The 21,772-nt window shown below is 49.5% G+C and carries 19 protein-coding genes; 10 read left to right on the top strand and 9 right to left on the bottom strand.

From position 1 onward, the window contains the following. Positions 1 to 49: 49 nt before the first annotated feature. From LK536_RS35110 to abc-f, 4 genes are all read right to left on the bottom strand, one after another. The gene (locus LK536_RS35110) at positions 50 to 373 is read right to left on the bottom strand and encodes a DUF4387 domain-containing protein (RefSeq protein ID WP_008723558.1); all 324 of its coding nucleotides are present in this window, start codon (positions 371 to 373) and stop codon (positions 50 to 52) included. Positions 374 to 388: 15 nt separating this feature from the next. Then, on the bottom strand, positions 389 to 1,759 hold the full coding sequence (locus LK536_RS35105) for an acyclic terpene utilization AtuA family protein (protein ID WP_025484478.1): 1,371 nt from the start codon (positions 1,757 to 1,759) through the stop codon (positions 389 to 391). Positions 1,760 to 2,127: 368 nt separating this feature from the next. After that, on the bottom strand, positions 2,128 to 2,856 hold the full coding sequence (locus LK536_RS35100; protein ID WP_008723562.1) for a GntR family transcriptional regulator: 729 nt from the start codon (positions 2,854 to 2,856) through the stop codon (positions 2,128 to 2,130). Between the two features lie 168 nt (positions 2,857 to 3,024). Continuing rightward, the gene (abc-f, locus tag LK536_RS35095) at positions 3,025 to 4,455 is read right to left on the bottom strand and encodes a ribosomal protection-like ABC-F family protein (RefSeq protein WP_227794652.1); all 1,431 of its coding nucleotides are present in this window, start codon (positions 4,453 to 4,455) and stop codon (positions 3,025 to 3,027) included. 610 nt (positions 4,456 to 5,065) lie between these two features. Between abc-f and LK536_RS35090 the strand changes: the two genes are divergently transcribed. Together LK536_RS35090 and LK536_RS35085 are read left to right on the top strand one after the other, a co-directional pair. Then, positions 5,066 to 6,472, top strand: coding sequence for a PhoH family protein (locus tag LK536_RS35090; protein ID WP_227794651.1), 1,407 nt, complete (start codon positions 5,066 to 5,068; stop codon positions 6,470 to 6,472). Positions 6,473 to 6,692: 220 nt separating this feature from the next. Next, positions 6,693 to 7,058: a hypothetical protein gene (locus tag LK536_RS35085; RefSeq protein ID WP_331472052.1), complete on the top strand. Its 366-nt coding sequence runs from the start codon at positions 6,693 to 6,695 to the stop codon at positions 7,056 to 7,058. A gap of 143 nt (positions 7,059 to 7,201) precedes the next feature. On the opposite strand, the gene LK536_RS35080 is transcribed toward LK536_RS35085, so the two are convergent. The 4 genes from LK536_RS35080 to LK536_RS35065 all read right to left on the bottom strand — a co-directional run bounded on the left by LK536_RS35080 (position 7,202) and on the right by LK536_RS35065 (position 11,028). After that, positions 7,202 to 8,110: a dihydrodipicolinate synthase family protein gene (locus LK536_RS35080; RefSeq protein WP_227794649.1), complete on the bottom strand. Its 909-nt coding sequence runs from the start codon at positions 8,108 to 8,110 to the stop codon at positions 7,202 to 7,204. A 43-nt stretch (positions 8,111 to 8,153) separates the two neighbouring features. Further along, a complete protein-coding gene (locus tag LK536_RS35075) occupies positions 8,154 to 8,933 on the bottom strand; it encodes a sugar phosphate isomerase/epimerase family protein (RefSeq protein ID WP_227794648.1) in 780 nt (259 codons plus the stop codon). Positions 8,934 to 8,944: 11 nt separating this feature from the next. Continuing rightward, complete coding sequence (locus LK536_RS35070) at positions 8,945 to 9,952, bottom strand: zinc-dependent alcohol dehydrogenase (RefSeq protein ID WP_227794647.1); 1,008 nt, start codon at positions 9,950 to 9,952, stop codon at positions 8,945 to 8,947. A 71-nt stretch (positions 9,953 to 10,023) separates the two neighbouring features. Beyond that, positions 10,024 to 11,028 (bottom strand): LacI family DNA-binding transcriptional regulator, encoded by a 1,005-nt coding sequence (locus LK536_RS35065; RefSeq protein WP_008723574.1) that lies wholly within the window; start codon positions 11,026 to 11,028, stop codon positions 10,024 to 10,026. Between the two features lie 481 nt (positions 11,029 to 11,509). Between LK536_RS35065 and LK536_RS35060 the strand changes: the two genes are divergently transcribed. Genes LK536_RS35060 through LK536_RS35030 form a run of 7 tightly spaced genes read left to right on the top strand, consistent with a single transcriptional unit; the run spans position 11,510 to position 18,191 of the window. Further along, positions 11,510 to 12,010 carry a TRAP transporter small permease gene (locus tag LK536_RS35060; protein WP_227794646.1) on the top strand — a complete coding sequence of 167 codons (501 nt, stop codon included), beginning with the start codon at positions 11,510 to 11,512 and terminating at the stop codon, positions 12,008 to 12,010. A gap of 31 nt (positions 12,011 to 12,041) precedes the next feature. Beyond that, positions 12,042 to 13,346, top strand: a complete 1,305-nt coding sequence (locus tag LK536_RS35055; protein WP_008723579.1) for a TRAP transporter large permease — start codon at positions 12,042 to 12,044, stop codon at positions 13,344 to 13,346. Positions 13,347 to 13,368: 22 nt separating this feature from the next. Beyond that, a complete protein-coding gene (locus tag LK536_RS35050) occupies positions 13,369 to 14,313 on the top strand; it encodes a Gfo/Idh/MocA family protein (protein ID WP_227794645.1) in 945 nt (314 codons plus the stop codon). Between the two features lie 11 nt (positions 14,314 to 14,324). Continuing rightward, positions 14,325 to 15,209, top strand: coding sequence for a sugar phosphate isomerase/epimerase family protein (locus tag LK536_RS35045; RefSeq protein ID WP_227794644.1), 885 nt, complete (start codon positions 14,325 to 14,327; stop codon positions 15,207 to 15,209). A gap of 22 nt (positions 15,210 to 15,231) precedes the next feature. Continuing rightward, positions 15,232 to 16,347 carry a TRAP transporter substrate-binding protein gene (locus tag LK536_RS35040; protein ID WP_008723584.1) on the top strand — a complete coding sequence of 372 codons (1,116 nt, stop codon included), beginning with the start codon at positions 15,232 to 15,234 and terminating at the stop codon, positions 16,345 to 16,347. A gap of 48 nt (positions 16,348 to 16,395) precedes the next feature. Then, positions 16,396 to 17,208, top strand: a complete 813-nt coding sequence (locus LK536_RS35035) for a sugar phosphate isomerase/epimerase family protein (RefSeq protein ID WP_227794643.1) — start codon at positions 16,396 to 16,398, stop codon at positions 17,206 to 17,208. A 5-nt stretch (positions 17,209 to 17,213) separates the two neighbouring features. Further along, positions 17,214 to 18,191, top strand: a complete 978-nt coding sequence (locus LK536_RS35030) for a Gfo/Idh/MocA family protein (RefSeq protein ID WP_025484463.1) — start codon at positions 17,214 to 17,216, stop codon at positions 18,189 to 18,191. A 69-nt stretch (positions 18,192 to 18,260) separates the two neighbouring features. Here LK536_RS35030 and LK536_RS35025 read toward each other — a convergent pair whose 3' ends face one another. Further along, positions 18,261 to 19,163 (bottom strand): AraC family transcriptional regulator, encoded by a 903-nt coding sequence (locus tag LK536_RS35025; protein WP_008723590.1) that lies wholly within the window; start codon positions 19,161 to 19,163, stop codon positions 18,261 to 18,263. A gap of 220 nt (positions 19,164 to 19,383) precedes the next feature. Here LK536_RS35025 and gnpA point away from each other — a divergent pair, with 220 nt between their 5' ends. Further along, positions 19,384 to 21,690 (top strand): 1,3-beta-galactosyl-N-acetylhexosamine phosphorylase, encoded by a 2,307-nt coding sequence (gene gnpA, locus LK536_RS35020; RefSeq protein ID WP_227794642.1) that lies wholly within the window; start codon positions 19,384 to 19,386, stop codon positions 21,688 to 21,690. Positions 21,691 to 21,772 lie beyond the last annotated feature (82 nt).

The following is a 21,772-nucleotide window of genomic DNA, read 5'->3' as shown; positions in this document are numbered from 1 at the left end:
CAATACAGAACCTGGTACAGCCGGCAACTACTCAGAATTTATGCAGCCTTTACTCCACGGGGATTTCTACGTCCAGCAGAGGCGGATACTGTTGGCAGCCAAATATGTCACCCTCCCCAAAGGAACCGGAGGGACGCAGACGGTTGATGGTGAATTTGATTGCGTAACCCGGGTCAAATTCCACGAAATCAGCAATACGGCTGTCCGGTATACCGAACAGTTCCGCCACGAATGCACGGTTGAGCACACCGCTTTTTTTAACCAGTTCATAGTTTTCCGGGTCACGGAAAATAATATCAAAGGTGATTCGGTCCGTACCGGCATTCTTGCTGCGGATTGTTTTTGCCAAATCAACAAGTTTCATTGTCTTCATAGTTTCGTCCTCCTTTTATTCACCGATTTCAATCATGGAAACAGGGAACAGCTCCAACGGGTCATCCACTTCCACGGTATGGTCCATGGTCCAGGTATAGGCATCGGAAATCTTGGTAACTTCATCCAGGATAAATGCAGCAGTTCCCGCGGTTCCCTTAACCTCAGGCAGCCTTGCGTAGAAAATCTGGCGCATGCCGATCAGGGTGACTTCCTGTGCCAGGGCATCGTCATCCGCAACGCCTTCCACTACGATTAACAGTTCATGGGACTTGGTTTCCTTAATTGGTTCCATGTCGCCCATGACGCCGTTCTTACCGAAAATCCGGTAGCTGAGCTCATATTTATCATCGGGATGGCGCTCTGCAACCTGGGATTTGGCCCAGTCGATTACCTTGTCAATGTTCTTGATTGTATATGGGTCGCGCACGCCTGCAAGTCCCATGTAGCGCTTTCCTATGTAGCCGGAACCTTCCAGTTTTACCTTAACCCTTCCTTCAATTGGTATGAACTTCGGATTGGTGATACGGCAGGTCTTTTCGTCAAACTGTTCATATGCGCATTCGCTCATATCCAGGCAGCCTCCGGCCACATATTCATAATACGGGTTGGTCCGCTCATACATCGCATGTCCTGCCACGGAAGCAACGGTACAGCGCTGGAACGGTGCCATGGCGGTAACCTTCACATCATCCTTTGTGATGGTTCCGATAACGGATTCCTTGGCGCCGTAAGGCTCGCAGCAGAAGGATGCGCACTCCAGGACCTTGCCTGTGTAATATGCGATGTTCTCCGGGAAGCCTTCATAGATAGCAGCTGATGCAAAGACGCAGGCATCACTGGTACGTCCGCCGATGATGACATCCGCCCCCATCTCCAGGGCTTTGATGAATGGATGCACCCCGGATACGGCCACAATCCTGGTGGTGGCGTCCAGCTCCTCCATGGTCAGGTCGGTACGGCTGTTCAGGCCTTCGATTGTCTCACCGGCCAGCATCTTCCTGCGGAGATATTCCTTATCCACTTCAGAATAAAAATAAGCCAGTTTGAACTTCTTTAAATTATGCTTCTTCGCCATGTCGCGGATCATCTCAACATACATATCCACACGGCTGTTGGTTCCGGTATCGCCTGCGGAGCCGATGATCATGGGCACACCCTGTTCGCGTGAAGCCAGCAGCATTAATTCCAGGTCATGATACTGCCAGTCCGGATGGCTGGCGCATTTGTCCATACCCAGAGGCACCGGGCCGATATCGTCACTGCCGGAATCACAGCAGTAATAGTCTGGTTTTGTTTCTGCACCGATGTAAAAACTTCCTTCCTTTGTGGGGGCAAAGCCCAAATGTCCATTTGGGGAAATAATTCTCAGAGTGTCCTTTCCCATGGTAATCCTCCTTTAAGATGTGTTGTTGATATAACTTGTTATTACAAGATATACCAAGAATAGCACACAAAAATGGTGATGTCAAGATGGATATTTGTATTTAAATACTTGGGAGTGCCAATTTTTCAAGTATAAAATTGTGATATATGCACAAATGATATGACAAGTCTGGTGTTTTATATCCAACTTGTAATATCGAAAACAGGGCTTGAAGGGTTGCGCAAGGTTATGGGGAAATTAAAAAGGGGCATTATTGCAGGTAGTTGTATATGATTATGCTATATTCATAGAAAAAGGGCCGTATCCACGATTTTGGATACGGCTGATTGTTTCATACAGGATATGTAATTTTCAATTATGACCCCGTCCTATAGCTGCCGCTGCAGATGGAAGGAATATATATCGGACCGGTAATATCCCAGTTTATACTCCATGGCAGAGCCGTCCGCGGCATAATAAACGGATTCCAATACAATCAGTGCCTTATCCTTGGGCAGCTCCAGCACTTGTGCCAGCCCGGAATCAGCATTAACAGCGCCGATGCTCTGTTCCACCCGGAACATATCCACGCCAATCCTGGCATACAGGTCATAGGTTGAAAATGCGTTGCCGGATTGTTCTGCATCCTTGGCGGCCTGCCACATACGCTGCCCTATGTCCGGGGGGAAGAAGGAACGGTAATATACAACCGGCGTGTGGGTGGCGTATCCAATCAGGTTCAGGTTGGATACAGTCCCGCCCAGACGGCTTTGGGCTGCTTCATCCTGGAACTCAGGGGAAAATGACTGGATGCACGTGTGGCCCTTCAGCCCTTTCTGCTGCAGTACCCGGCTAAAGCTGATGATTTTGTTCAGTTCGTGGTTAATGGCAGGCGGCTTTACAAAGGTGCCTTTCCCGTGGACGGAAAATGCCATGTCCTGCTGTATCAGCAGGTTCAGGGCCTGGCGTACCGTGATACGGCTTACATCATACTGCTGGCACAAGGTACTCTCGGAAGGCAGCTTGTCTCCAGGATTGTATTCGCCCTGCTGAATGGCCTCTGACAGCTGCCTTGATATCTGGAGGTACATTGGAACACTTGAATTATGGTTAATCATGATTGTGACCTTCTTTTTCAAAAATCTCAGATTATCATAACATGTCATGATCTTTTGTACAAGCTGATTTTTTAAACCACAGCTCCCATGACGCCAGGAGTACGCCGCAGACAGTGATGACATACTGAATCCATGCCCGGTCACCCGGCGGGCCGGATGAGGGCGGCCCTATCTGTGGACAGGCGCCACTGTCCCATCCCCCACCCGGAATACCTCATCGGCCAGGTGTTCCACCAGGGTCCTGTCATGGCTGACAGCCAGAAGCGTGCCGTCATAGCTTTCCAGCAGACGCTCCAGTCCCTCCATGGTATATATGTCCATATGGTTGGTGGGTTCATCCAGGATCATGAAATTACAGCCCGACACCAGTACCTTGGCCAGGGCTGTCTTCACCCGCTCCCCGCCCGAAAGCACGCTGACGGCTTTAAACATGTCATCCCTGCTCATGTAAAGGTTGGATAACACGGCCCTGCATATATGCTGGGGATAGACCGCGTCCGCGGTTACATTTTCCAGTACGGTCTTTTGTGGGTCCAGGGTGTCCTGGTCCTGGGAAAAGTAGCTGACCCGGGCTTCTGAGGTGATGAATGTGCCTGGGGCATGTTCAAGGAGGGCCTTGATCAGGGTGGACTTGCCTGCCCCGTTGGTTCCTGTGAGGAAGGTCCGCTTCCCGGATTCCACGTAGAGGGTGGCATGATCCAGGACATAGTTGTCACCGTAGTTCACAGTCAGTTCCCTGACCGTGGCCGCATATCTGGCGCGGATGCGTCCTGCATCCGGCAGCTTCATGGATACATGGGGAAGCTCGGCCGGTTTTTCCTTTTTCTCCAGATGTTCCAGCCTGCTGATGACGGCTGCCTTGTTGCTTTGGACGTGACCCTGCTGTACGGAAGCAATGCCTTTGTAGAGCATCCATTCGCTGCTGCCCATGCGCTTTGGCGGCTTTGCCATTGTCTGGCCTTTCCGCTGTAGGGCATCCGCGGCTTTTTCCAGGTGCCGTTTTTCTTTCTGGTACTGTTCATACTCAAACTGCTGGAAATTCCGTTCCCTGTTTTTCTGCTGGCTCCAGTCTGAATAATTGCCGTCAAATACCCGTATTTTTCCGTCCTCCAGTTCCCAGATCTTGTTGCATACCCGGTCCAGCAGTGTACGGTCATGGGATATCATAAGAATGGCGCCCCGGTAACCGGCCATCATCTTTTCCAGCATTTCCACACCGTCCACGTCCAGGTTCGTAGTGGGTTCATCTGCAAAGAGCAGGGGAGCATGTCTGGAAAATGCAGATGCAATGGCAAGGCGCGTCCGCTCGCCCCCGCTCTTAACCGCGCTTTCCCGAAGCTTCATCTGGCTGATGAAGCGTCCGTCCGGCTCACCGTCCGGATCCCCTGACTGCAGGATTTCCGCGATTTCACAGTTTCGCCTGATAATCCCTTCATCGCAGGCAATCCTGCCTGTCAATACCCCGAACAGGGTGGATTTGCCTGCGCCGTTGCGGCCGATAAGGCCAATCCTTTCCCCGTCCTCAATTTCCAGTTTTTCAATATCCAGTACGGTCTGGATGCCGTACTCCTTCCTTATGTCCTGTGCATTTAATAACAAAAAAATCCCTCCTAAACGCACTTCGTTCAGAAGGAATCCAGATTCTGGGCAATACCGTGGCTGAAACCCGGGACAACGCTGCGACATACCGGTACCGCAGTATGGAAACGCTGCAAAAAGTAAATGTACCAGGTTAAATGTGTATAGGGTGTCCGGATTACGGTCCTGTATAAAATATGGCCCTCTGAAACAATGATTCCCAATGACTGAACGAAATGATGAAAATGCATAAGAATAAATGCCTGTCTTACCACGGCCTGTCTTGCCATGGAAGCACAGGATCATATCCATGCTGTCATTTGCTGCTGTTCAATCATTTAATAATCATATTTCAGTTAGCCACCTTTCTGCTGTTGGAATCGCCGCATGCACACAGTACCGCGGCAATTCCGATTATAGGGGAAGTAAGGATGGATGTCAAGAGGGGAATTTTAAATGCTGCGCCGCGGGAAGTTCAAATGCTGCGCCGTGATGCGCAGATATTTTACAGTCCTTTTACAGGGCAGTGGTTACATGGATTCCTGATATCCGTTACAATTGGTCCATAAGACGTCATATCCTGCGGATGCAGGCCCATGTGCCTTATAAATAACGGGAAGGAGTCCTGTCAATGATTAAAACCTATGTAATAGACACCAATGTGCTGATACAGGCCCCCTATGCGGTCAACTGCTTTGAAGATAACCAGATTGTACTGCCTGTGGCAGTGCTGGAGGAACTGGATAACCTGAAAAAAGCCGATGGGGAAAGAGGCGCCAATGCGCGCAAGGCCATAAGGATCCTGGAGGAACTTCGCCGGAACGGGGATCTGCTGGCCGGGGTGGGACTGGAAAGCGGCGGGAGCCTGCGGGTGGAGAAGAACTTTGTGGATGTGACGCTCCCGCCGGATCTGCCGGATGACAAGATGGATAACCGGATACTGAAGGTGTGCAGGGGGCTTGCGGGGCAGCTGGGGGCGGATAATCTGGCTGATGACATACATCAGGCCCGGCAGGTGATTCTTGTGACCAAGGATATCCTGCTTCGGATTAAGGCACAGATAATCGGGATACGGGCAGAAGATTTTATTACGGAACAGGTATCGGACAGGGACGGGCAATACACAGGGCGGGCAGAGGTGTATGCGCCCGAGGAAAGTTTTAAGGATTTCAAGAAAAAAGGAATCCCGGTCAGCGCCGTTTATATGGCGGACCAGGACGGCCATTGCAGCACGCCCAGTCTATGGGAAAACCAGTTCATCATGATAAAGGCAGACCAGTCCTCCAGGAAAACGGTTCTGGGGCGTGTGCAGGGGGAGCGGATTGTGGCCCTGGATTATAAGAAAAGCAAGCCTTATGGCGTTGCTCCCAGGAATTCCGGCCAGTATTTCCTCCAGGAAGCCCTGATGCAGCCTGCGGAACAGGCGCCGCTTGTCATTGTAAAGGGGATGGCTGGCACGGCCAAGACATTTTATACCTTGGCGGTGGGCCTTGAAAAACTTCTTAACAACCCAACGGGCGAATACCGGAGAATCATCATCAGCCGTCCCAATGCCCAGTTCGATACGGATATCGGTTTCCTGCCGGGGGATGAGCAGGAGAAGATATCACCGCTGATGCGGCCCGTCATTGACAATTTGGAGCAGCTGATTGATTCCTGCGAGGAAAAAAGGTATGAGAATGAAACCGAGTTAAAGGGCAAGGTGGATGAAATCTTTGACAGGGGATTAATCCAGGCAGAGGCCCTTAACTTCATAAGGGGGCGTTCCATTGTCCGGACCTATCTGATCATCGATGAGGCCCAGAACATGACCCCTGCCCAGGTCAAAGGCATCATTACCCGCGCAGGCAAAGGCACTAAGATCATCCTGTTAGGCGACCCCAACCAGATTGACCGGAATTTCCTGGATGAGCGCACCAACGGGCTTAGTTATGCGGCTGAACATATGAAGGGCAGCACGCTGTGCTGGCAGATTACCCTGACCGCAGATGAATGCGAGCGTTCCCTGCTGGCCATGGATGCGGTCAAACGGATGTAGGGGACAGCTGTCTTAAAAGCCGGCGCCTGTTTTCTAAAATTACCATTAAGAATCACGTCCTCACATTGATTTATGTACTGATTTGGGTTATAGTTACAGTCATGTAGTGCTGTCCATGGTATACACAAGAAGGCATGGAACAGGAAGACGTGAAAGGAAATGGATGAGGATGAACCGTTTTAGGGAAAGATTTCAGCGCTTTATGATTGGCAGGTATGGAATGGATCAGTTGGGGCAGTTCATGGTGACAGCGGCGCTGGTGCTGATAGTCATCAATCTATTGATTAGGGCAGCTCTGCCGTCCATGATACTTGATGTTTTGGAATTGGCTCTTCTTATTGGGATGTACTTCCGTATGTTTTCAAAGAACATCGGAAAACGTTATCAGGAAAACCAGGCGTATATGGGGATGCGTTTTTATATTACGGAATATTGGCGCAAACTGAAGTTCCGGTTCAGTGAGGGACGCAGGTACCGTATATTCAAGTGCCCTAAGTGCAGTCAGAAAATCCGTATTCCAAGAGGGCATGGGAAGGTGAGCATACATTGTCCTAAGTGCGGGACGGATTTTGTTAAGAAGACATGAAATGACATCGGAATCTTTAGGCAGGGAAGCGTACCGCCGCAGGTACGCGGTCCCTGCCCTATTTCTTTCCCATACCGCAGCAGGATATAGCCTCCCCGCCCGGATTCCACCCATAATCAGATGCACCTTATCATCCGCATCCCTTAGATCCCTACAATTTCCCTATAATGGTTTTCTTTCAAAGCAGCCATCAGTATTGCTTCATCGCTGGCAGACAATGCCTCCATCGGGGCACGCATCTTAGAAGTCCGTATGATTCCCTCCTCGCGCAGTACAACTTTATAAGCAGATATATTGTTTTTTGCGCACAGGATGCCGTTCAGTATATTGGTCCTTCGTTGGAGACGGATGCAAAGGTCTTTGTCATTGGCCTGTATTGCTTTCCAAAGGGCGGCGTAATGCTCGGGGATTACCATGGAATTGCCGGAAACGGTTCCGTCACCCCCTACGGCACATACGGCATGGAAGAGGTGGTCGGGACCTACCAGGACGGAGAACGTCCCTTTGTTAACCAGCATGAACTTTTGGATTAAGGTCATATCAGGAAAACTATATTTAATGCCGATTACATTCTTACAGCGGGATGCAATTTCCTGCGCCACATTTTCATTGATGTCATTCACGGAATTCTGAGGTATCCCGTACAGATATACTGGAAAATCATCAGGGACGCTGTGGGCGACTGTAGTGTAGAAATCCACCAATCCCTGGTCTGACAGCTTAAAGTAGGAGGGGGTCACTACACCGATGCCGTCTGCGCCCGCCTTGACGGCGTGTCCGGCCAGATCCAAAGTATCCTTCAACGTCATGGCCCCGGCATGGGCGAATACAGGAATACGCCCTGCTGTTTTGCGGATGACTGTTTCCAGGATGGCCTTACGTTCATCTATGGAAAGAAGAAGCATTTCGCCTGTGGTACCGCAAGGGTAGATACATTGAAGTCCGCCCTGTATTACATGTTCTGTAAGGTTTTCCAGGGATTCCAGGTCCACATGGTCCTGATTATCAAACGGTGTGATGATGGGAACAACAGTACCAAATAATTTATTCATGATTAATTCCCTTTCTTAATGTGTGGACTGTGACGGTTCCGCATCAGGAACCGCAGTCTTTTAAAAATCTAAGGCTTTTTGCTGCCTCTGTCAAATAATCATCATAATCGGTTGCTTCGACGGCCATGATGCCCTGATAGCCCGCTTTCTGCAGCGCCCTAAAATATGACTTATAGTTAAAACCATCGCCATTCAGGGGAAACTTCCTCCGTTTTCCCAAGGGATAGTCAATATGGGCATGCCGTATGGAGGAGGCATATCTTCCGATGGCTTCCAAATCATCACCGGAAGCCAGCATATGGCGCAGGTCGCACATAACGTGGCAATTTTCCACACCCGTCTTTTGGGCAAATGTCACGGCTTCTTCTATCGTGTTCATGTAGTTGGAATTGGCAGGCCCCAAGGGTTCCACGGCAAGGACGATATCATATTTATCCAGAATCAGACATATCTCCCGCACCAGGCTGATTACCGTCCCGCAGGCACCTTCCCTGTCATTACAATGCTCCGGGATACTTCTGCACCTGCCCGCGCCAAACGGTACCAGCCGGGCCCCTAAAAGAGAGATACGGCTGGCCGCCTTTTCCACATGTTCAAGCCAGTATGACCTGGAAAAATCTTCTGAATGGAAACGTTCTGTCAGAGGTATCAGGCCGGAAAATACTTCAAAGCTTAACGTGGATGCGTCGGCCTTCTCCAGAAGGCGCTTGAATGCGTCATCAGGCAAGGCATTTATTTCACATATATCCAGTTCTGCGGTATCAAAACCAGCCTGTTCAATTAGTGGTATATGGCGTATGAAGCCGAAACACCCGAATCTCATGGTCATCCCCCTTACAGGTAAGCTGGCCACCTTAGTATGATGCCCAGTGAATCCTTATCCCAGCTGAGAAGGCGTTCATACATCTTCTCGGCATCCGTCCAGGGAACCATGTCCGTAATCAGGGGTTCAACCGTTACGGTTCCCCGTTTAATCAGGTTCAGGAAACAGGTGGTATCATCCTCATAGGTCCAGAAGTGGGGATAGGACTGCTTTTCAGGTACAGAGAAAACAGCATGGGCGCCAATCAAGGTAATGGACTTTTTCTGGATATGGGTATAAAAATTAAAATCAGTTATTCCACGGGGACAGCCGATGATGGAAACACGGGCATAATCAGCGGCGGATGCACATGCCTCGCTCATGACTTCCGGAAATCCTGTACTTTCCAGTACCACATCAGGTCCTTTTGAACCGAGTACAGGGGCTAAAAGTCCGTTCAGGGAGGTGCCGGAATTATTAAATGCATAATCTGCGCCGCAGGCTTTGGCGATGTCCAGCCTTTTCTCAATCCGGTCAACGCCAATGGCCGGAAGGGCGCCGGAGGCTTTGGCAAATTGGAGGGCAAGCTGTCCCACAATCCCCAGTCCGATGACCAGTACGCTCTCACCCAATTCAATCCGGGCTTTTCTCACACCCTGCATGGAAGTCTGGCCAAGGCCTGAGAACGCAGCATATTCAAAGGGGACGCCATCGGGAATCCGGGCAACCCTGCTGGCCGTTACATTTCCGATTTCCCTGTGTCCGACATCCACGGCAAAACATGCAACCTGGTCACCAACTGAGAATCCGGTGACATTACTTCCGGTCTTTTCAATGATACCGGCACAGCAATAGCCGGGCACATAAGGAAATTCCTGGTTTGAGTTAGGAAGCGCAAGAATATGGGCGCGCTCTGTCCCCGGACTGATCATGGTAGCAGCCATGCGGACCTGTACCTCATCACTTTTCGGGTCTGTTATATCTACATCCAGCATGCGGACTTCGCCCTTTGATACGGCAACAATACCTTTACATTTCATGGAAAATACCTCCTGGATGATACCGGATGTGCCTGTATGGCAGTACATCGGCACCATATGCATAAGTAAGATTATTTGTGGCGGTTTACGCCGCTGCTTTCACGGATTACCAGCTCATAGTCCAAAATATCCTTAAGGGAATCTAAGGGAGCCCCATTCATGAGCTTAAATAACTTTTCAAAGGCTGTCTGTCCTATAAGGAATTTAGGCTGGCGGATCGTGGTAAGAGCGGGTTCAAAAATTGAGGAGAATTCTATATCGTCAAATCCGACCACTGAAAAATCGTCCGGTACCTTTAATCCTGCATTCTTTAAGGCTTTCAGGGCTCCAATGGCCATGGTATCGCCCGCGGCAAATACAGCTGAGATTGGTTTCCCTAATTCCAGGAGATTATTCATCTGCCTGTATCCGCCTTCTATACTGGGCTCATCGTAACAGACCAGCTCCAGATCAATGGGCAGGCCATGTTCTGCCAGAGCGGATATATAACCATTAAACCGGTCCCTGTACAGCAGGGCTGTGGGGTGGCTTGTCAAATGGGCGATATGGGTATGGCCCTGTTCAATCAGGTATTCAACAATCTTCTTAGCCGCGCTGATATTGTCAATGGTGACATTGGGCATGTCGGAATTGTCCAGGTATTGGCACGCGACGACAATGGGGTATGCATTGGCAACTTTGTCCATCAGGCTTTTCGCAATATTGGCTGACAGTGAAATGACGCCATCCACCTGCTTCTGTAAAAGGGCATTAAAGTAATAGGTTTCCACGTCGGGCCTGTTATTCATGTTGGCAATCAGTATCTGGTAACCGTACTTCGTGGCAGTGTCCTGAATCCCAAAGAGGATTTCGTGGAAAAAGGAGTTGCCGATGTCAGGCACGATAACGATTACAGTCTTTGTGGACTGCTGGCGCATCTGACGTGCAAGGGCGTTTGGCTGATAGTTTAACTCCCTGATTACCTTTAAAACCAAATCCTTCGTGTCTTTTTTTACATTAGCCTCGTCCCTTACCACTCTTGATACGGTGGCAATGGAGACTCCTGCAGCCTTAGCAACATCTTTTACAGTAACCAAAATGTATCCCCCCTTAGTATATTGGAGTATGGTCAGTAATGAACGAATTGAAATGTAAACGTTATCAATATCCATAAACCCTTTAAGGAGAGCATAGCAGACCCAAAGGAAAATGTCAATATGTAAAGAAAAAGAGTGGGGGCATAATAAATACATGGCATTAAATTAAGGTATGTATTTTGAAAAAGAAATGAAAATTGTCAATAATACACAAAAACAAATAACAAAATATAGATAAAAGTGACATAATACTTACTATTGATTTTGTAATAGCGGTATGATATAGTAAAAATATGAAATGTAAACGTATTCATAAAAATATCAATACTCTTGTGGAAAAATGAATCGGAAGGGGGTGTATAAAGCATAATAATGAGAAAATAACAATAAATATGTGGAAATCCATCAAAAATAACAGCTTGGATATTTGGTTTTGGATGTAAAATGTAAACGTATTTATGAGCTTGTGAGGAGAAGAACAATGAATGAAAACAAAAGAGGAGTTTTCTCAGCAATAGACAAGGTGATAGGGGGATTTGAAAAGTATGTAAGTGTGTCCTGCCTTGGCATCATAGCCGTCATTGTACCTGTCCAGGTGTTTTTCCGATATGTCCTTCAGAGAGGGATTTTGTGGGCCAATGAACTGGTTACAATACTTTTGGTATTGGTGGTCATGCTGGGTTCGGCCCTGGCGTTCAGGGAGAAGTGCCATACGGATATCCAGGGATTTGTAAACAGGGCGCCAAAACCTCTGAGGATTACGGTAAGGATCATGACGAATCTGATAACCCTTACATTCCTGGCAGTCATCCTCTTCAGTTCCATCGTACATGTAAAGGGGCTTGGGGCGGCCAAAACGGCAGTTCTCAAAATTCCATGGAGTATCTGCTATCTGGCCATAACCCTGGGAGCCGTATTGATGATTTATGAGTTTTTGAAAGTCATGAAGGAACGCATTTTAGAAGAACCTGCAGAGGAATAGTACGGTCATATGGTTGGGAGGTAAAGGTTACATGATTGGTGTTACTTTAATAGTTATGATATTTGCGCTTATTTTATTGGGGGTTCCTATATTTGCGGCCCTTGGGGCAACCGGGACCATGGGACTCATATTCCTCCAAAGCCGTTCTGCCCTCGGGGGGATATCCTGGATTACCATTCCCCAGTCCATATACAGTGGGATTGCTTCCTTTCCCCTTCTTGCAATCCCGTTTTTCATATTTGCCGGGGAAATCATGAACAGGGGAAAAATTACGGAAAAGCTGATTAAATTCGCGCTGATGCTGATTGGAAGGATGCCCGCCAGCCTGGCCCAGGCCAATATCGTGGCGAGTATGTTTTTTGGAGGGGTAACAGGCTCTGCCCAGGCGGATACATCTGCAATAGGCGGAATGCTGATACCTGCCATGATTAAAGAGGGCTATTCAAAAGAGACAGCCGTGGCGGTCACAGCCAGTTCATCAACAGTCGGCCCTATCATTCCGCCGAGTATCATGATGGTCATCTATGGCGTATGCGTGGGAACTTCCGTTGGAGCCATGTTCCTGGGCGGATTCATACCTGGACTTATGGTGGGACTTGGGCTTATGACGGTGGTGGCGCTCCAGGACAGGACCATGCATTTTCCGAGACGCACTGAGAAGATGACATGGGAAGAAAAGAGGCAGACATTTGCAGATGCCATTTGGCCGTTAGGAATGCCGATCATAATTGTGGGCGGTATCCTGGGCGGGGTATGTACACCCACGGAAGCCGGTGCTGTGGCGGTGGTGTACTCCATGCTTGTGAGCATGTTTGTGCTGAAAACAGTTACGGTGAAGGATATTGTGCCTATGCTTTACAAAACCATCCTTCAGACTTCTACTACCCTGATGATTATATCTGCGGCAAAAATCGTGAGCTATGTCCTGACTGCGTTGCAGATTCCCGCCATGATGGGGGCATTCATGGCTTCAGTTACATCCTCTCCGTATGTATTCATGCTGATGGTCAACGTGCTGATCCTGATTCTTGGGATGTTCATGGACGGAGGCGCCAGCGTAATCGTGCTTGCTCCGATTCTCGCCCCTATCGCAGCACAGTTCGGTATCAACGATGTGCATTTCGGCGTTGTGATGGTATTGAACCTGATAATAGGCTGCGGGACCCCGCCGTTAGGCGTGTGTCTGTTCCTGGCCTGCAATATTGCAAAGTGTCCAGTAGAGAAAGGCGGGAAGGCAATATTACCCTATGTCCTGGCAGAAGTAATCGTGCTATTCCTCATTACATATTTCCCGTTTTTTGTGACGGCGCTTCCGGGAATGTTCGGCTATATATAAATAATTGAGAAGGAGAAATCAAATGGAAGAAAAGATTAAGGTTGCAGTGATAGGGGTGGGCGCAATCGCGCAGATTGCCCATCTTCCGGTGCTGGCATCCAGGGATGATGTGGAGATTACTGTAGTATTGGCTAAGCATCCCGAACATGCCCTGGATGCGAAACGCCAGTATGGGGCAGTCCATGCAGTGGAAACCATGGAAGCGTTAATGGAATTGAGGCCGGACTGTGCATTTGTGCTTTCGCCTAAAGCAAACCATCCTGAGCAGGTTGTTAAGTTATTGGAAAACGGTATTTCCGTGCTGTGTGAAAAGCCGCTTGCCATGACTTTAAAAGAGGCGGAATGGATGGCTGATACCGCACGCAGGACAGGCAATATGCTGATGGCTGGATTTAACCGGCGGTTTGCCCCGGTATACAGAAAAGCCAAGGAAGCATATGGGGACACCGCGCCGGATGTGGTAATAGCCCAGAAGAACAGGCCTGCCTCCGAGTATAGGGCCACGCTGGAAAATGCCATCCACATGGTGGACCTGATGCGGTATCTCTGCGGGGAGTGTACGGATGTTCAGGCCCTTGCCAAATATACAGACCCTTATTATGAAACGCTTGCCACGGCGCAGCTCAAGTTTGAAAATGGTTCAGTGGGAATACTGGTAGCCGACCGGGCATCCGGGCAATGGGTTGAAACAATGGAGATACATGGTGGTAATAAGAGTGTCTATGTGAACTCGCCAGATGATATTACTGTAGTGGACGGGGAACAGGCCCATAAGACAACCATGACACCCTTGGCCATGGGCTGGGCAAGGGTAGAGGATAAACTAGGGTTCAGAGGGGAGATTGATCATTTCTTTGAATGCCTGAAGACTGGACAATCACCCCTTACCAATGGAGAAGATGCATACAGGACACATGAACTGATGGACCGCATATTAAAGAGCGCGGGTCTGCCGGATCTGTCATAGGGGGGAAGCATATGGAATTGATTGCAGGACATACAATGGGGACTCCGGAATACACGGTGGAGGAGGCTATGGAGCTGTTTGCCGGAATCGGTCTGGATGGAATCGAGATAGTGGTTCAGGATGATTACAGATGCGGAATCCCCAATCACGTTGATGAAGTGTATTTACAGAAAATTAAAGATGCGGCAAAACACAGTAATATAAGGATCATATGCCTTACACCGTATTATTGCAGGTTTAATGACCTGGATGATGCTGTACGCGAATCCGATATTGAGGGTGTGAAGAAGGTCATTGATTATGCCGTTTTTTTGGGGGCTGAGTATGTCAGGATATATGGAGGCAGCTTTGCGCAGGAAGAACAGGATGGGGACGGAGAGAAGGAACGCCGTTTGGTGGAGGCCATGAGGATTTTGGGGGATGTGGCTGCCGCAAAGAATATCACACTTGTATTGGAGGACCATTTCAATACCATGACTGTGACGGCCAGGCGCGCGGCAGAGATTGTTGGCAGGATAAACCACCCGAATGTAGGCATATTGTATGACCAGGTTAACCTTGCCTTCGTGGGTGGGGAGGAATATGAGGAGGCCATTGAGCTTCAGAAGGATTACATACGGTATGTCCATGTGAAGGACCTGATCTTTAAGGGGGATGCAAGGAAATTTAAAGCATCCAGCGTTTCCCATGTCAATGAGGACGAAAGAATTGTAAGCTCCAGGGTTGTGGGTGAAGGAATCATGGATTGGAAGGCAATCGTAGAAAAGCTGAGGAAATCGGGGTATGAGGGATGGTATTCCCTGGAATATGAGCGGAGATGGCATCCTCAGGACCTTCCGATAGCTGATGTAGGAATGAAAAACAGTGCCGAACATTTGAGGAAATGTTTAAAATAAAAATGAAAAGGAGAAGGTACTTATGAAAAAAACAGCAGCAATATTAATGGCAGCAGGTATGGCAGCAATATCACTGACGGGATGTCTTGGCTCTTCCGCTAAACCGGAAAAAGCCACGGCTGCCCAGACAACAGCGAAGGCTGAAGAGACGGATGCAAAAGCGGAAACATCCGGGGGAGAATCCGAGGCAGCGTCAAAACCAGCTAAAGATGCGGTAATATTAAAATATTCAGCAACCTGCCCGCCGGTTGGCACACAGGCCGATGGGGCGCTGAAATTGGGGGAACTGATAAAAGAGTATTCCGGCGGTGAACTGGTGGTGGAATTTTATCCAAGTTCCCAGCTGGGAGATAAAGTGGAGACCCTGGCAGGGCTTCAGAACGGCACCATAGAATTTACGGAGCTGGCAGCTACGGATTTATCTTCCTATGATGATATATGGTCTGTGTTCTCACTCCCATATATGTTTGACAGTGGCGAGCAGGCGGTTAAGGTCCTGAGCGACCCGGAGGTAGCAGCCATACTTGAAAAGTCCGCAGAGGATTCAGGGTTTAAGATTATTTCATGGTGGAACTTTGGTGAGAGAAGCATCCTTAACGCAAAAAAACCGGTGACCAATCCGTCTGACCTTAAAGGGCTGAATATCCGGTGCATGGAGAATGCCGTCCTGGCCGGTACCATTAACGCCATGGGAGCAACCGGTGTTCCTATGGCATGGAGTGAGGTATACACGGCTGTACAGCAGAAGACCATTGATGGTCTGGAGAATTCCATTCCGGTCATTACGTCCAATAAGCTGTATGAAGTCGCAAAATATTTTTCCAAAACAGAACAGTTTATCATTCCTGACCCCATCCTGATGAGCAAGGCCGTATACGACAGCCTGACGCCGGAACAGCAGCAGGCCATTGATGAAGCTGGTAAACAGATGGATATTGAATGGAACGAAAAAATCTGGCCGGCAGCCATGGAAACAGAGGTTACGGTACTGACGGACGCAGGAGTGGAGATCAATGAGGTTGACAAAGACTCATTTAAGGCTGCGGTACAGCCGGTTGTTGATGAATTCCTTAAAACGGCGGATGAGGCTTCTGTAGCATTATATGAAACCGTTAATACTGTTAAGGCAAAATATTGACAGATGGATGGGCGGTGTATTTCCGCCCTTTCCTCCGGGAGGATATGAATGATAAGCAGTGTTGTGATTGCGGAACGTGGAGAAAAGGACAGTCCATTCCCATTGACAGGAAATATAATGGAAAACATCCAAAAAGCATCAGGATATGGCTTTCAGGGAGTAGAGCTCCAGATAGAAAATCCAGGTGATTACAAGGGTATCCTGAAAGATGCCCTGGACCATGCCCATATGATGGTGACATCCATAGCAACAGGCCTGTCCTGCAGGAAAGGCCTGTCCATGTCTTCTGCCGATATTGCAATCAGGCGGAAAACAATGGTCAGACTGAAGGGATATGTGGATCTGGCAGCAGAGCTGGGCATTGGTATCATCATACATATTGGGCTTATAAGAGGAAAAAGGGAAGATGGGCAGAATATAGGGCAGTATATGGGATATTTTGAAGAAGGCCTGTCTGAACTTGCGGAATATGCGCAGAAATACCGGGAAGTGATTGCCGTGGAACCTCTCAGCCATCGTGACGGAAACATGCTCAATACATGGGAGGAAACCGTGAAGGTATTGGAACGGATTCCCTTTTCAAATCTGGGGATGTCCCTGGATTTATATCATATGCGTATGGAAGAGGCTGACATGATGGAAACCCTGAGACAGTATGGGAAATGGACCCGGATTGTACAGCTGATGGATGAAAACCGGTGTTTCCCGGGAGCGGGAATGTTCCGGTTTGAACCATTCCTGGATTGGATCCGGGAATACAGGTATGATGGTCCTGTTGTTATGGAATGTATTCCAAGACCGGATTGTAAGACTGCCGTGGGACGATGGCTGGATTTCTACCATCAATATTTGGGAGGGTGAAGAAAATGAAGGATATACATGACATAAGGACAGCGTTTCTTGGGGTCAGCCACTGGCATGTGCCCTTATACATGAGGGCTGTGGAACAGGACGGGCTCCAGGTAGTGGCTGTTTCGGATGAGAACCAGGACATGGCAGCCGGTTATGGGGAAAAGCTGGGATGCAGGGTCTATAGGGATTACAGGGAACTGCTGGACAGGGAAAAACCAGACTTTGTCTTTGCCTTTGAGAAACACTGCAATATGCCGGAACTGGCTGGAGAGATAATTTCCAGGGGCATTCCGTTTACCATCGAAAAACCCTTGGGCCTATGTGCCGGGGATGTAGGACGGGTAATGGGACTGGCCAGGGAAAAGGATGTGTTCTGCGCCATTCCGCTTACATGGCGGTACAGTGATATAGCAAAGCAGTTAAAGGCGGAAATACAGCCGGAAGATATACTGCACATATCATTCAGGTTCATAGCAGGTCCGACCGGCAGATATCTGGCAACATCCCCCTGGATGCTTGATAGGAAAGAAACCGGTTCAGGCTGTATGACCAACCTGGGAGTGCATTTTATCGACCTTGCATTAATGCTGACCGAGAGTACATCGGCACAGGTGTTGGGGAGCATTTTCCAATATGGTTCAGAGTACGATATAGAAACGTATGCAGCAGCACTTTTGAAAATGCCTGGCGGCAGCTCGCTGGAGATAGAAACCGGCTATGCATACCCAATGGATGAAAAGAGTAAGCGTGATAACCGGTGGAATATTGTAACCAGGAAAGGCTATTATACCATGGGGGACGGATACTTTGAATTCAGGCGTCATGGGGAAGCCCCGGTGATGGTGCGCATGGATACGGATTCAGATTCATATTACCGGATTTTTGCGGTAGAATCCATACGGGAATGGCTGGAGGGGAAGGAACCTTCAGTCGGCCTGGGACATCTCCTCAATGTGAGAAGGATATTAGATGATATTATAGATAAAGCATGATGTGTGGGCGGCATCCATATTAGCCGCTGGAAAAAATCATGCCATTTTAGGAAGCCGCAGGTATCATACCTACGGCTTTTCCGACAACAGACGGATAGAAGTGGCATACTCCGACGGTGTCATGGCAGTCAGCTTTTTAAACTGCCTGGAAAAATAATGGATGGAGGTATACCCCAGCTTATCCGAAATCTGCGTAAAGTTCAGCTGCTGGTCCCGTATCATCTGCTTGGCGGTGTCAATCTTCATGGTGGAGAAGAATTCAATCACCCCGCAGCCCTGGGCATCCCGGAACAGCTTCTGGAGCTGGGAACGTCCCACCAGGTTATCCTTGCAGATCTTATCAATGGTAAGCTGCTCGTTGATATGCTCTTCCATGTACTGGACAATCCGGTTGTAGGTGTCATTGCCCGTGCCGGGCTTGGCCGGAAGCAGATGGTTTGTGCGCACCGGCAGGGGATAGGAGAAGTACCTCCGGTACAGGTGGATCATCAGCTGTTCCAGATAATGGCTGATGAGCTGGGGCGCTCCAAAGGAGGCCGGCTTTTCCAGGAAAACCAGCTTTTCCTGATACGGGTCATCCAGCCGTCCGTCAAAGGTGTTGCGGGCTTCCACAATGACCTTTGCCAGCAGTTCCTTCTCCGTATCCTGTACGGTCATCAGCTGGTTTTCAAATGCTTTCATGCAGGGCGAATGGCAGTCAAAGCCAATGACCACAAGGCTGGGGGAAATACGCCCATTGGTCAGCACGTTGTGGAACTCGTTGGGCTTGTGGAACAGGATATTCCCCTTTTTAAGCGCCAGCTGCCGGTCCCCGGCAACCGCCATGATCTCGCCCCGGTCCACACACACCAGTTCCCAGAAGTCATGGCTTTCCCCCGGAAAGGAAAAGTCGCTCATATACTGGAAGTAATGGACCGAGATGATATTTTCAATGGTGATGCTGTTCTCCAGATGTACGCTTTCATAGGCCATGGCACACTCCTCTTTTCATTCATGATTTAATCTGAGTATATCACACATTTCTCCTGGATAAAATACGATTATACAAATAAAACAATAGAATGTACAAATATAATTGGCCTGCCCGTCTTGCCTGCAAAGGGCAATTTGTTTATACTGAGGATACAGGAAAATGCAGGGATATGCAGGGATATACAGGAATATGCAGGAAGATGCAGGAGGAAGAAGCCATATGTCTAAGACAAAGGGAAGGGTGACACTGCCCAGTGAATCTGATTTTCTGGATGAGACAAAAGAACTTCTGGAGCGGTGGGGGGCGGATGCCATCCGCGACAGTGACGGGACAAAATTGGACCGGGATATCAAATCACTGGATGCAAAGATTTATACGACGTATTTTGTGGCAAGAGGCCATAATGAATTTGCCAGGGAACACATGGATGAATGCCAGCAGCTCTATCTTATGTCTAAACGGCATACGGCTGCGGGGACGCGGTTGAGGATTGACTTCATGGACGGATATTTCAACCAGCAGGTGGTGCCGGATTTGGACCATGACCCGAAGAAGTGGTGGGAAGTCATGGACAGGACTGCCGGGCAGGCGCTGCCTCCTGAGGAATGGGACCTGTCCATGGAGGAGGACCTGTCCATGGAGGAGGACCTGTCCATGGAGGAGGACCTGTCCATGGGGGGGAATCTGTCCGTGGAGGGGAACCCGTCTGCGTCCGGCGGACAGCCCGGGGATGGCGGAAAACTGACAGTGGTGATTCCCCATGCAGAACCGTTCCATGAGTATACGGTGTCGTTTCTCGTATACGCCATCTGGGATCCCACCCAGATGTATAACCATATTACCAATAACTGGGGCGATAAGCCCCATGAGATACCTTTTGATGTGAGACAGGATGCGTCCGGCGCATTTGCCAGGGAATATCTGGTACAGTGGCTGAAGGATAACCCGGACACGGATGTGGTGCGGTTTACCACATTTTTCTATCATTTCACCCTGGTATTCGGAAGTGACGCAAAGGAAAAGTTCGTGGACTGGTTTGGCTATGGGGCAACCGTATCCGTGAAGGCGCTGGAGGAGTTTGAGAAGGAATACGGCTACTCCCTCAGGCCGGAGGACATTGTTGACAATGGGTATTATAATTCCACATTCCGCGTGCCCACCAGGCAGTACAGGGACTATATGGACTTCATCCAGCGTTTTGTGGCGGGAAAGGCCAGGGAACTGGTGGGACTGGTACATGAGGCCGGGCGTGAGGCAATGATGTTTTTGGGCGACAACTGGATCGGCACCGAGCCGTACGGCAGGTATTTCCCTGAAATCGGCCTGGACGCAGTGGTGGGAAGCGTGGGCGGCGGAGCCACCCTGCGCCTGATATCCGATATCCCGGGGGTGAAGTATACGGAAGGCCGTTTCCTGCCCTACTTTTTCCCTGACACCTTTTACCAGGGAAATGACCCTGTGCCGGAGGCGGTGGAAAACTGGCTCTGCGCCCGCCGCGCGCTGATGCGCAGGCCCGTTGACCGCATCGGATACGGAGGATATTTAAGCCTGGCTTATAAGTTCCCCGGGTTTGTGGATTACATAGAAAAAGTGACCGATGAATTCCGGGAACTGTATGATAACATTGCAGGCAGCAGGCCGTACTGCGGCCTTAAGGTGGCTGTGCTCAACTGCTGGGGACGGCTGCGTTCCTGGCAGCCTTATATGGTGGCGCATGCATTGTGGTACAAGCAGACCTATACGTATTTCGGCATACTGGAGGCCCTCAGCGGCGCAGGCGTGGATGTGTCCTTCATAAGCTTTGAGGATATCAGGCAGGGCGGTATCCCGGAAGATTTGGATGTCATCATCAATGCGGGTGACGCGGGCACGGCCTGGTCCGGCGGGGACGAGTGGCTGGATGGAACACTGGTGACCGCCATCCGCAGATGGGTATACAACGGCGGGGGATTTGTGGGCGTAGGCGAACCCTGCGCCGTGCATCACAATGGACGGTTCTTCCAGCTGGCCGATGTGCTGGGGGTGGATAAGGAACTGGGGTATACCTTGTCCACGGACAAGTATTATACAAAACAGGCCCAGGGCCACTTCATAACAGAGGATATGGAAAACAGTAAGGTGGATGGGGATGACGGCGTACCACATATTGATTTTGGGGAGAGCATGAAAAATGTCTATGCCCTTGACGGGGATACCGAGATTGTGGAATATTCAGACTATGAGGTCCACCTCAGCGCCCATGGATACGGAAAAGGCCGCGGCGTATACATTGCGGGCCTTCCATACAGCTATGAAAATACGCGTATCCTGCTGCGCAGCATGTATTATGCCGCTGGCAGGGAAGGGGATATGAAGAAATGGTATGCGGATAATATCTACTGTGAGGTCCATGCCTATCCGGAAACCGGGAAGTATGCGGTGGTGAATAACTCCAGCAGACCCCAGGTAACCACGGTCTATGACGGCCGGGGAAATGCAGCCGGAATGGAAATGAAGCCCTGTGAGATACGCTGGTTTTCCATGTAAATGACAAAAGAAAAAAGGGGACGCGGCTGCTGATAGTGGGCCGCGTCCCTTTGGGTATCCCTCCCCTTTTGGGTATTCCTCC

This window comes from Clostridium pacaense, from assembly GCF_020709765.2.
Taxonomy (GTDB): Bacteria; Bacillota; Clostridia; order Lachnospirales; family Lachnospiraceae; genus Enterocloster; species Enterocloster hominis.
Note: the sequence above shows the minus strand (reverse complement) of the source record. Positions and strands in the feature narration are given on the sequence as shown.

Bases quoted from the DNA above. Each gene is read 5' to 3' on its own strand.
- LK536_RS35110 (WP_008723558.1), bottom strand. From the start codon at position 373: ATGAAGACAATGAAACTTGTTGATTTGGCAAAAACAATCCGCAGCAAG.
- LK536_RS35105 (WP_025484478.1), bottom strand. From the start codon at position 1,759: ATGGGAAAGGACACTCTGAGAATTATTTCCCCAAATGGACATTTGGGC.
- LK536_RS35100 (WP_008723562.1), bottom strand. From the start codon at position 2,856: ATGATTAACCATAATTCAAGTGTTCCAATGTACCTCCAGATATCAAGG.
- LK536_RS35090 (WP_227794651.1), top strand. From the start codon at position 5,066: ATGATTAAAACCTATGTAATAGACACCAATGTGCTGATACAGGCCCCC.
- LK536_RS35085 (WP_331472052.1), top strand. From the start codon at position 6,693: ATGGATCAGTTGGGGCAGTTCATGGTGACAGCGGCGCTGGTGCTGATA.
- LK536_RS35080 (WP_227794649.1), bottom strand. From the start codon at position 8,110: ATGAATAAATTATTTGGTACTGTTGTTCCCATCATCACACCGTTTGAT.
- LK536_RS35075 (WP_227794648.1), bottom strand. From the start codon at position 8,933: ATGAGATTCGGGTGTTTCGGCTTCATACGCCATATACCACTAATTGAA.
- LK536_RS35070 (WP_227794647.1), bottom strand. From the start codon at position 9,952: ATGAAATGTAAAGGTATTGTTGCCGTATCAAAGGGCGAAGTCCGCATG.
- LK536_RS35060 (WP_227794646.1), top strand. From the start codon at position 11,510: ATGAATGAAAACAAAAGAGGAGTTTTCTCAGCAATAGACAAGGTGATA.
- LK536_RS35055 (WP_008723579.1), top strand. From the start codon at position 12,042: ATGATTGGTGTTACTTTAATAGTTATGATATTTGCGCTTATTTTATTG.
- LK536_RS35050 (WP_227794645.1), top strand. From the start codon at position 13,369: ATGGAAGAAAAGATTAAGGTTGCAGTGATAGGGGTGGGCGCAATCGCG.
- LK536_RS35045 (WP_227794644.1), top strand. From the start codon at position 14,325: ATGGAATTGATTGCAGGACATACAATGGGGACTCCGGAATACACGGTG.
- LK536_RS35040 (WP_008723584.1), top strand. From the start codon at position 15,232: ATGAAAAAAACAGCAGCAATATTAATGGCAGCAGGTATGGCAGCAATA.
- LK536_RS35035 (WP_227794643.1), top strand. From the start codon at position 16,396: ATGATAAGCAGTGTTGTGATTGCGGAACGTGGAGAAAAGGACAGTCCA.
- LK536_RS35030 (WP_025484463.1), top strand. From the start codon at position 17,214: ATGAAGGATATACATGACATAAGGACAGCGTTTCTTGGGGTCAGCCAC.
- LK536_RS35025 (WP_008723590.1), bottom strand. From the start codon at position 19,163: ATGGCCTATGAAAGCGTACATCTGGAGAACAGCATCACCATTGAAAAT.
- gnpA (WP_227794642.1), top strand. From the start codon at position 19,384: ATGTCTAAGACAAAGGGAAGGGTGACACTGCCCAGTGAATCTGATTTT.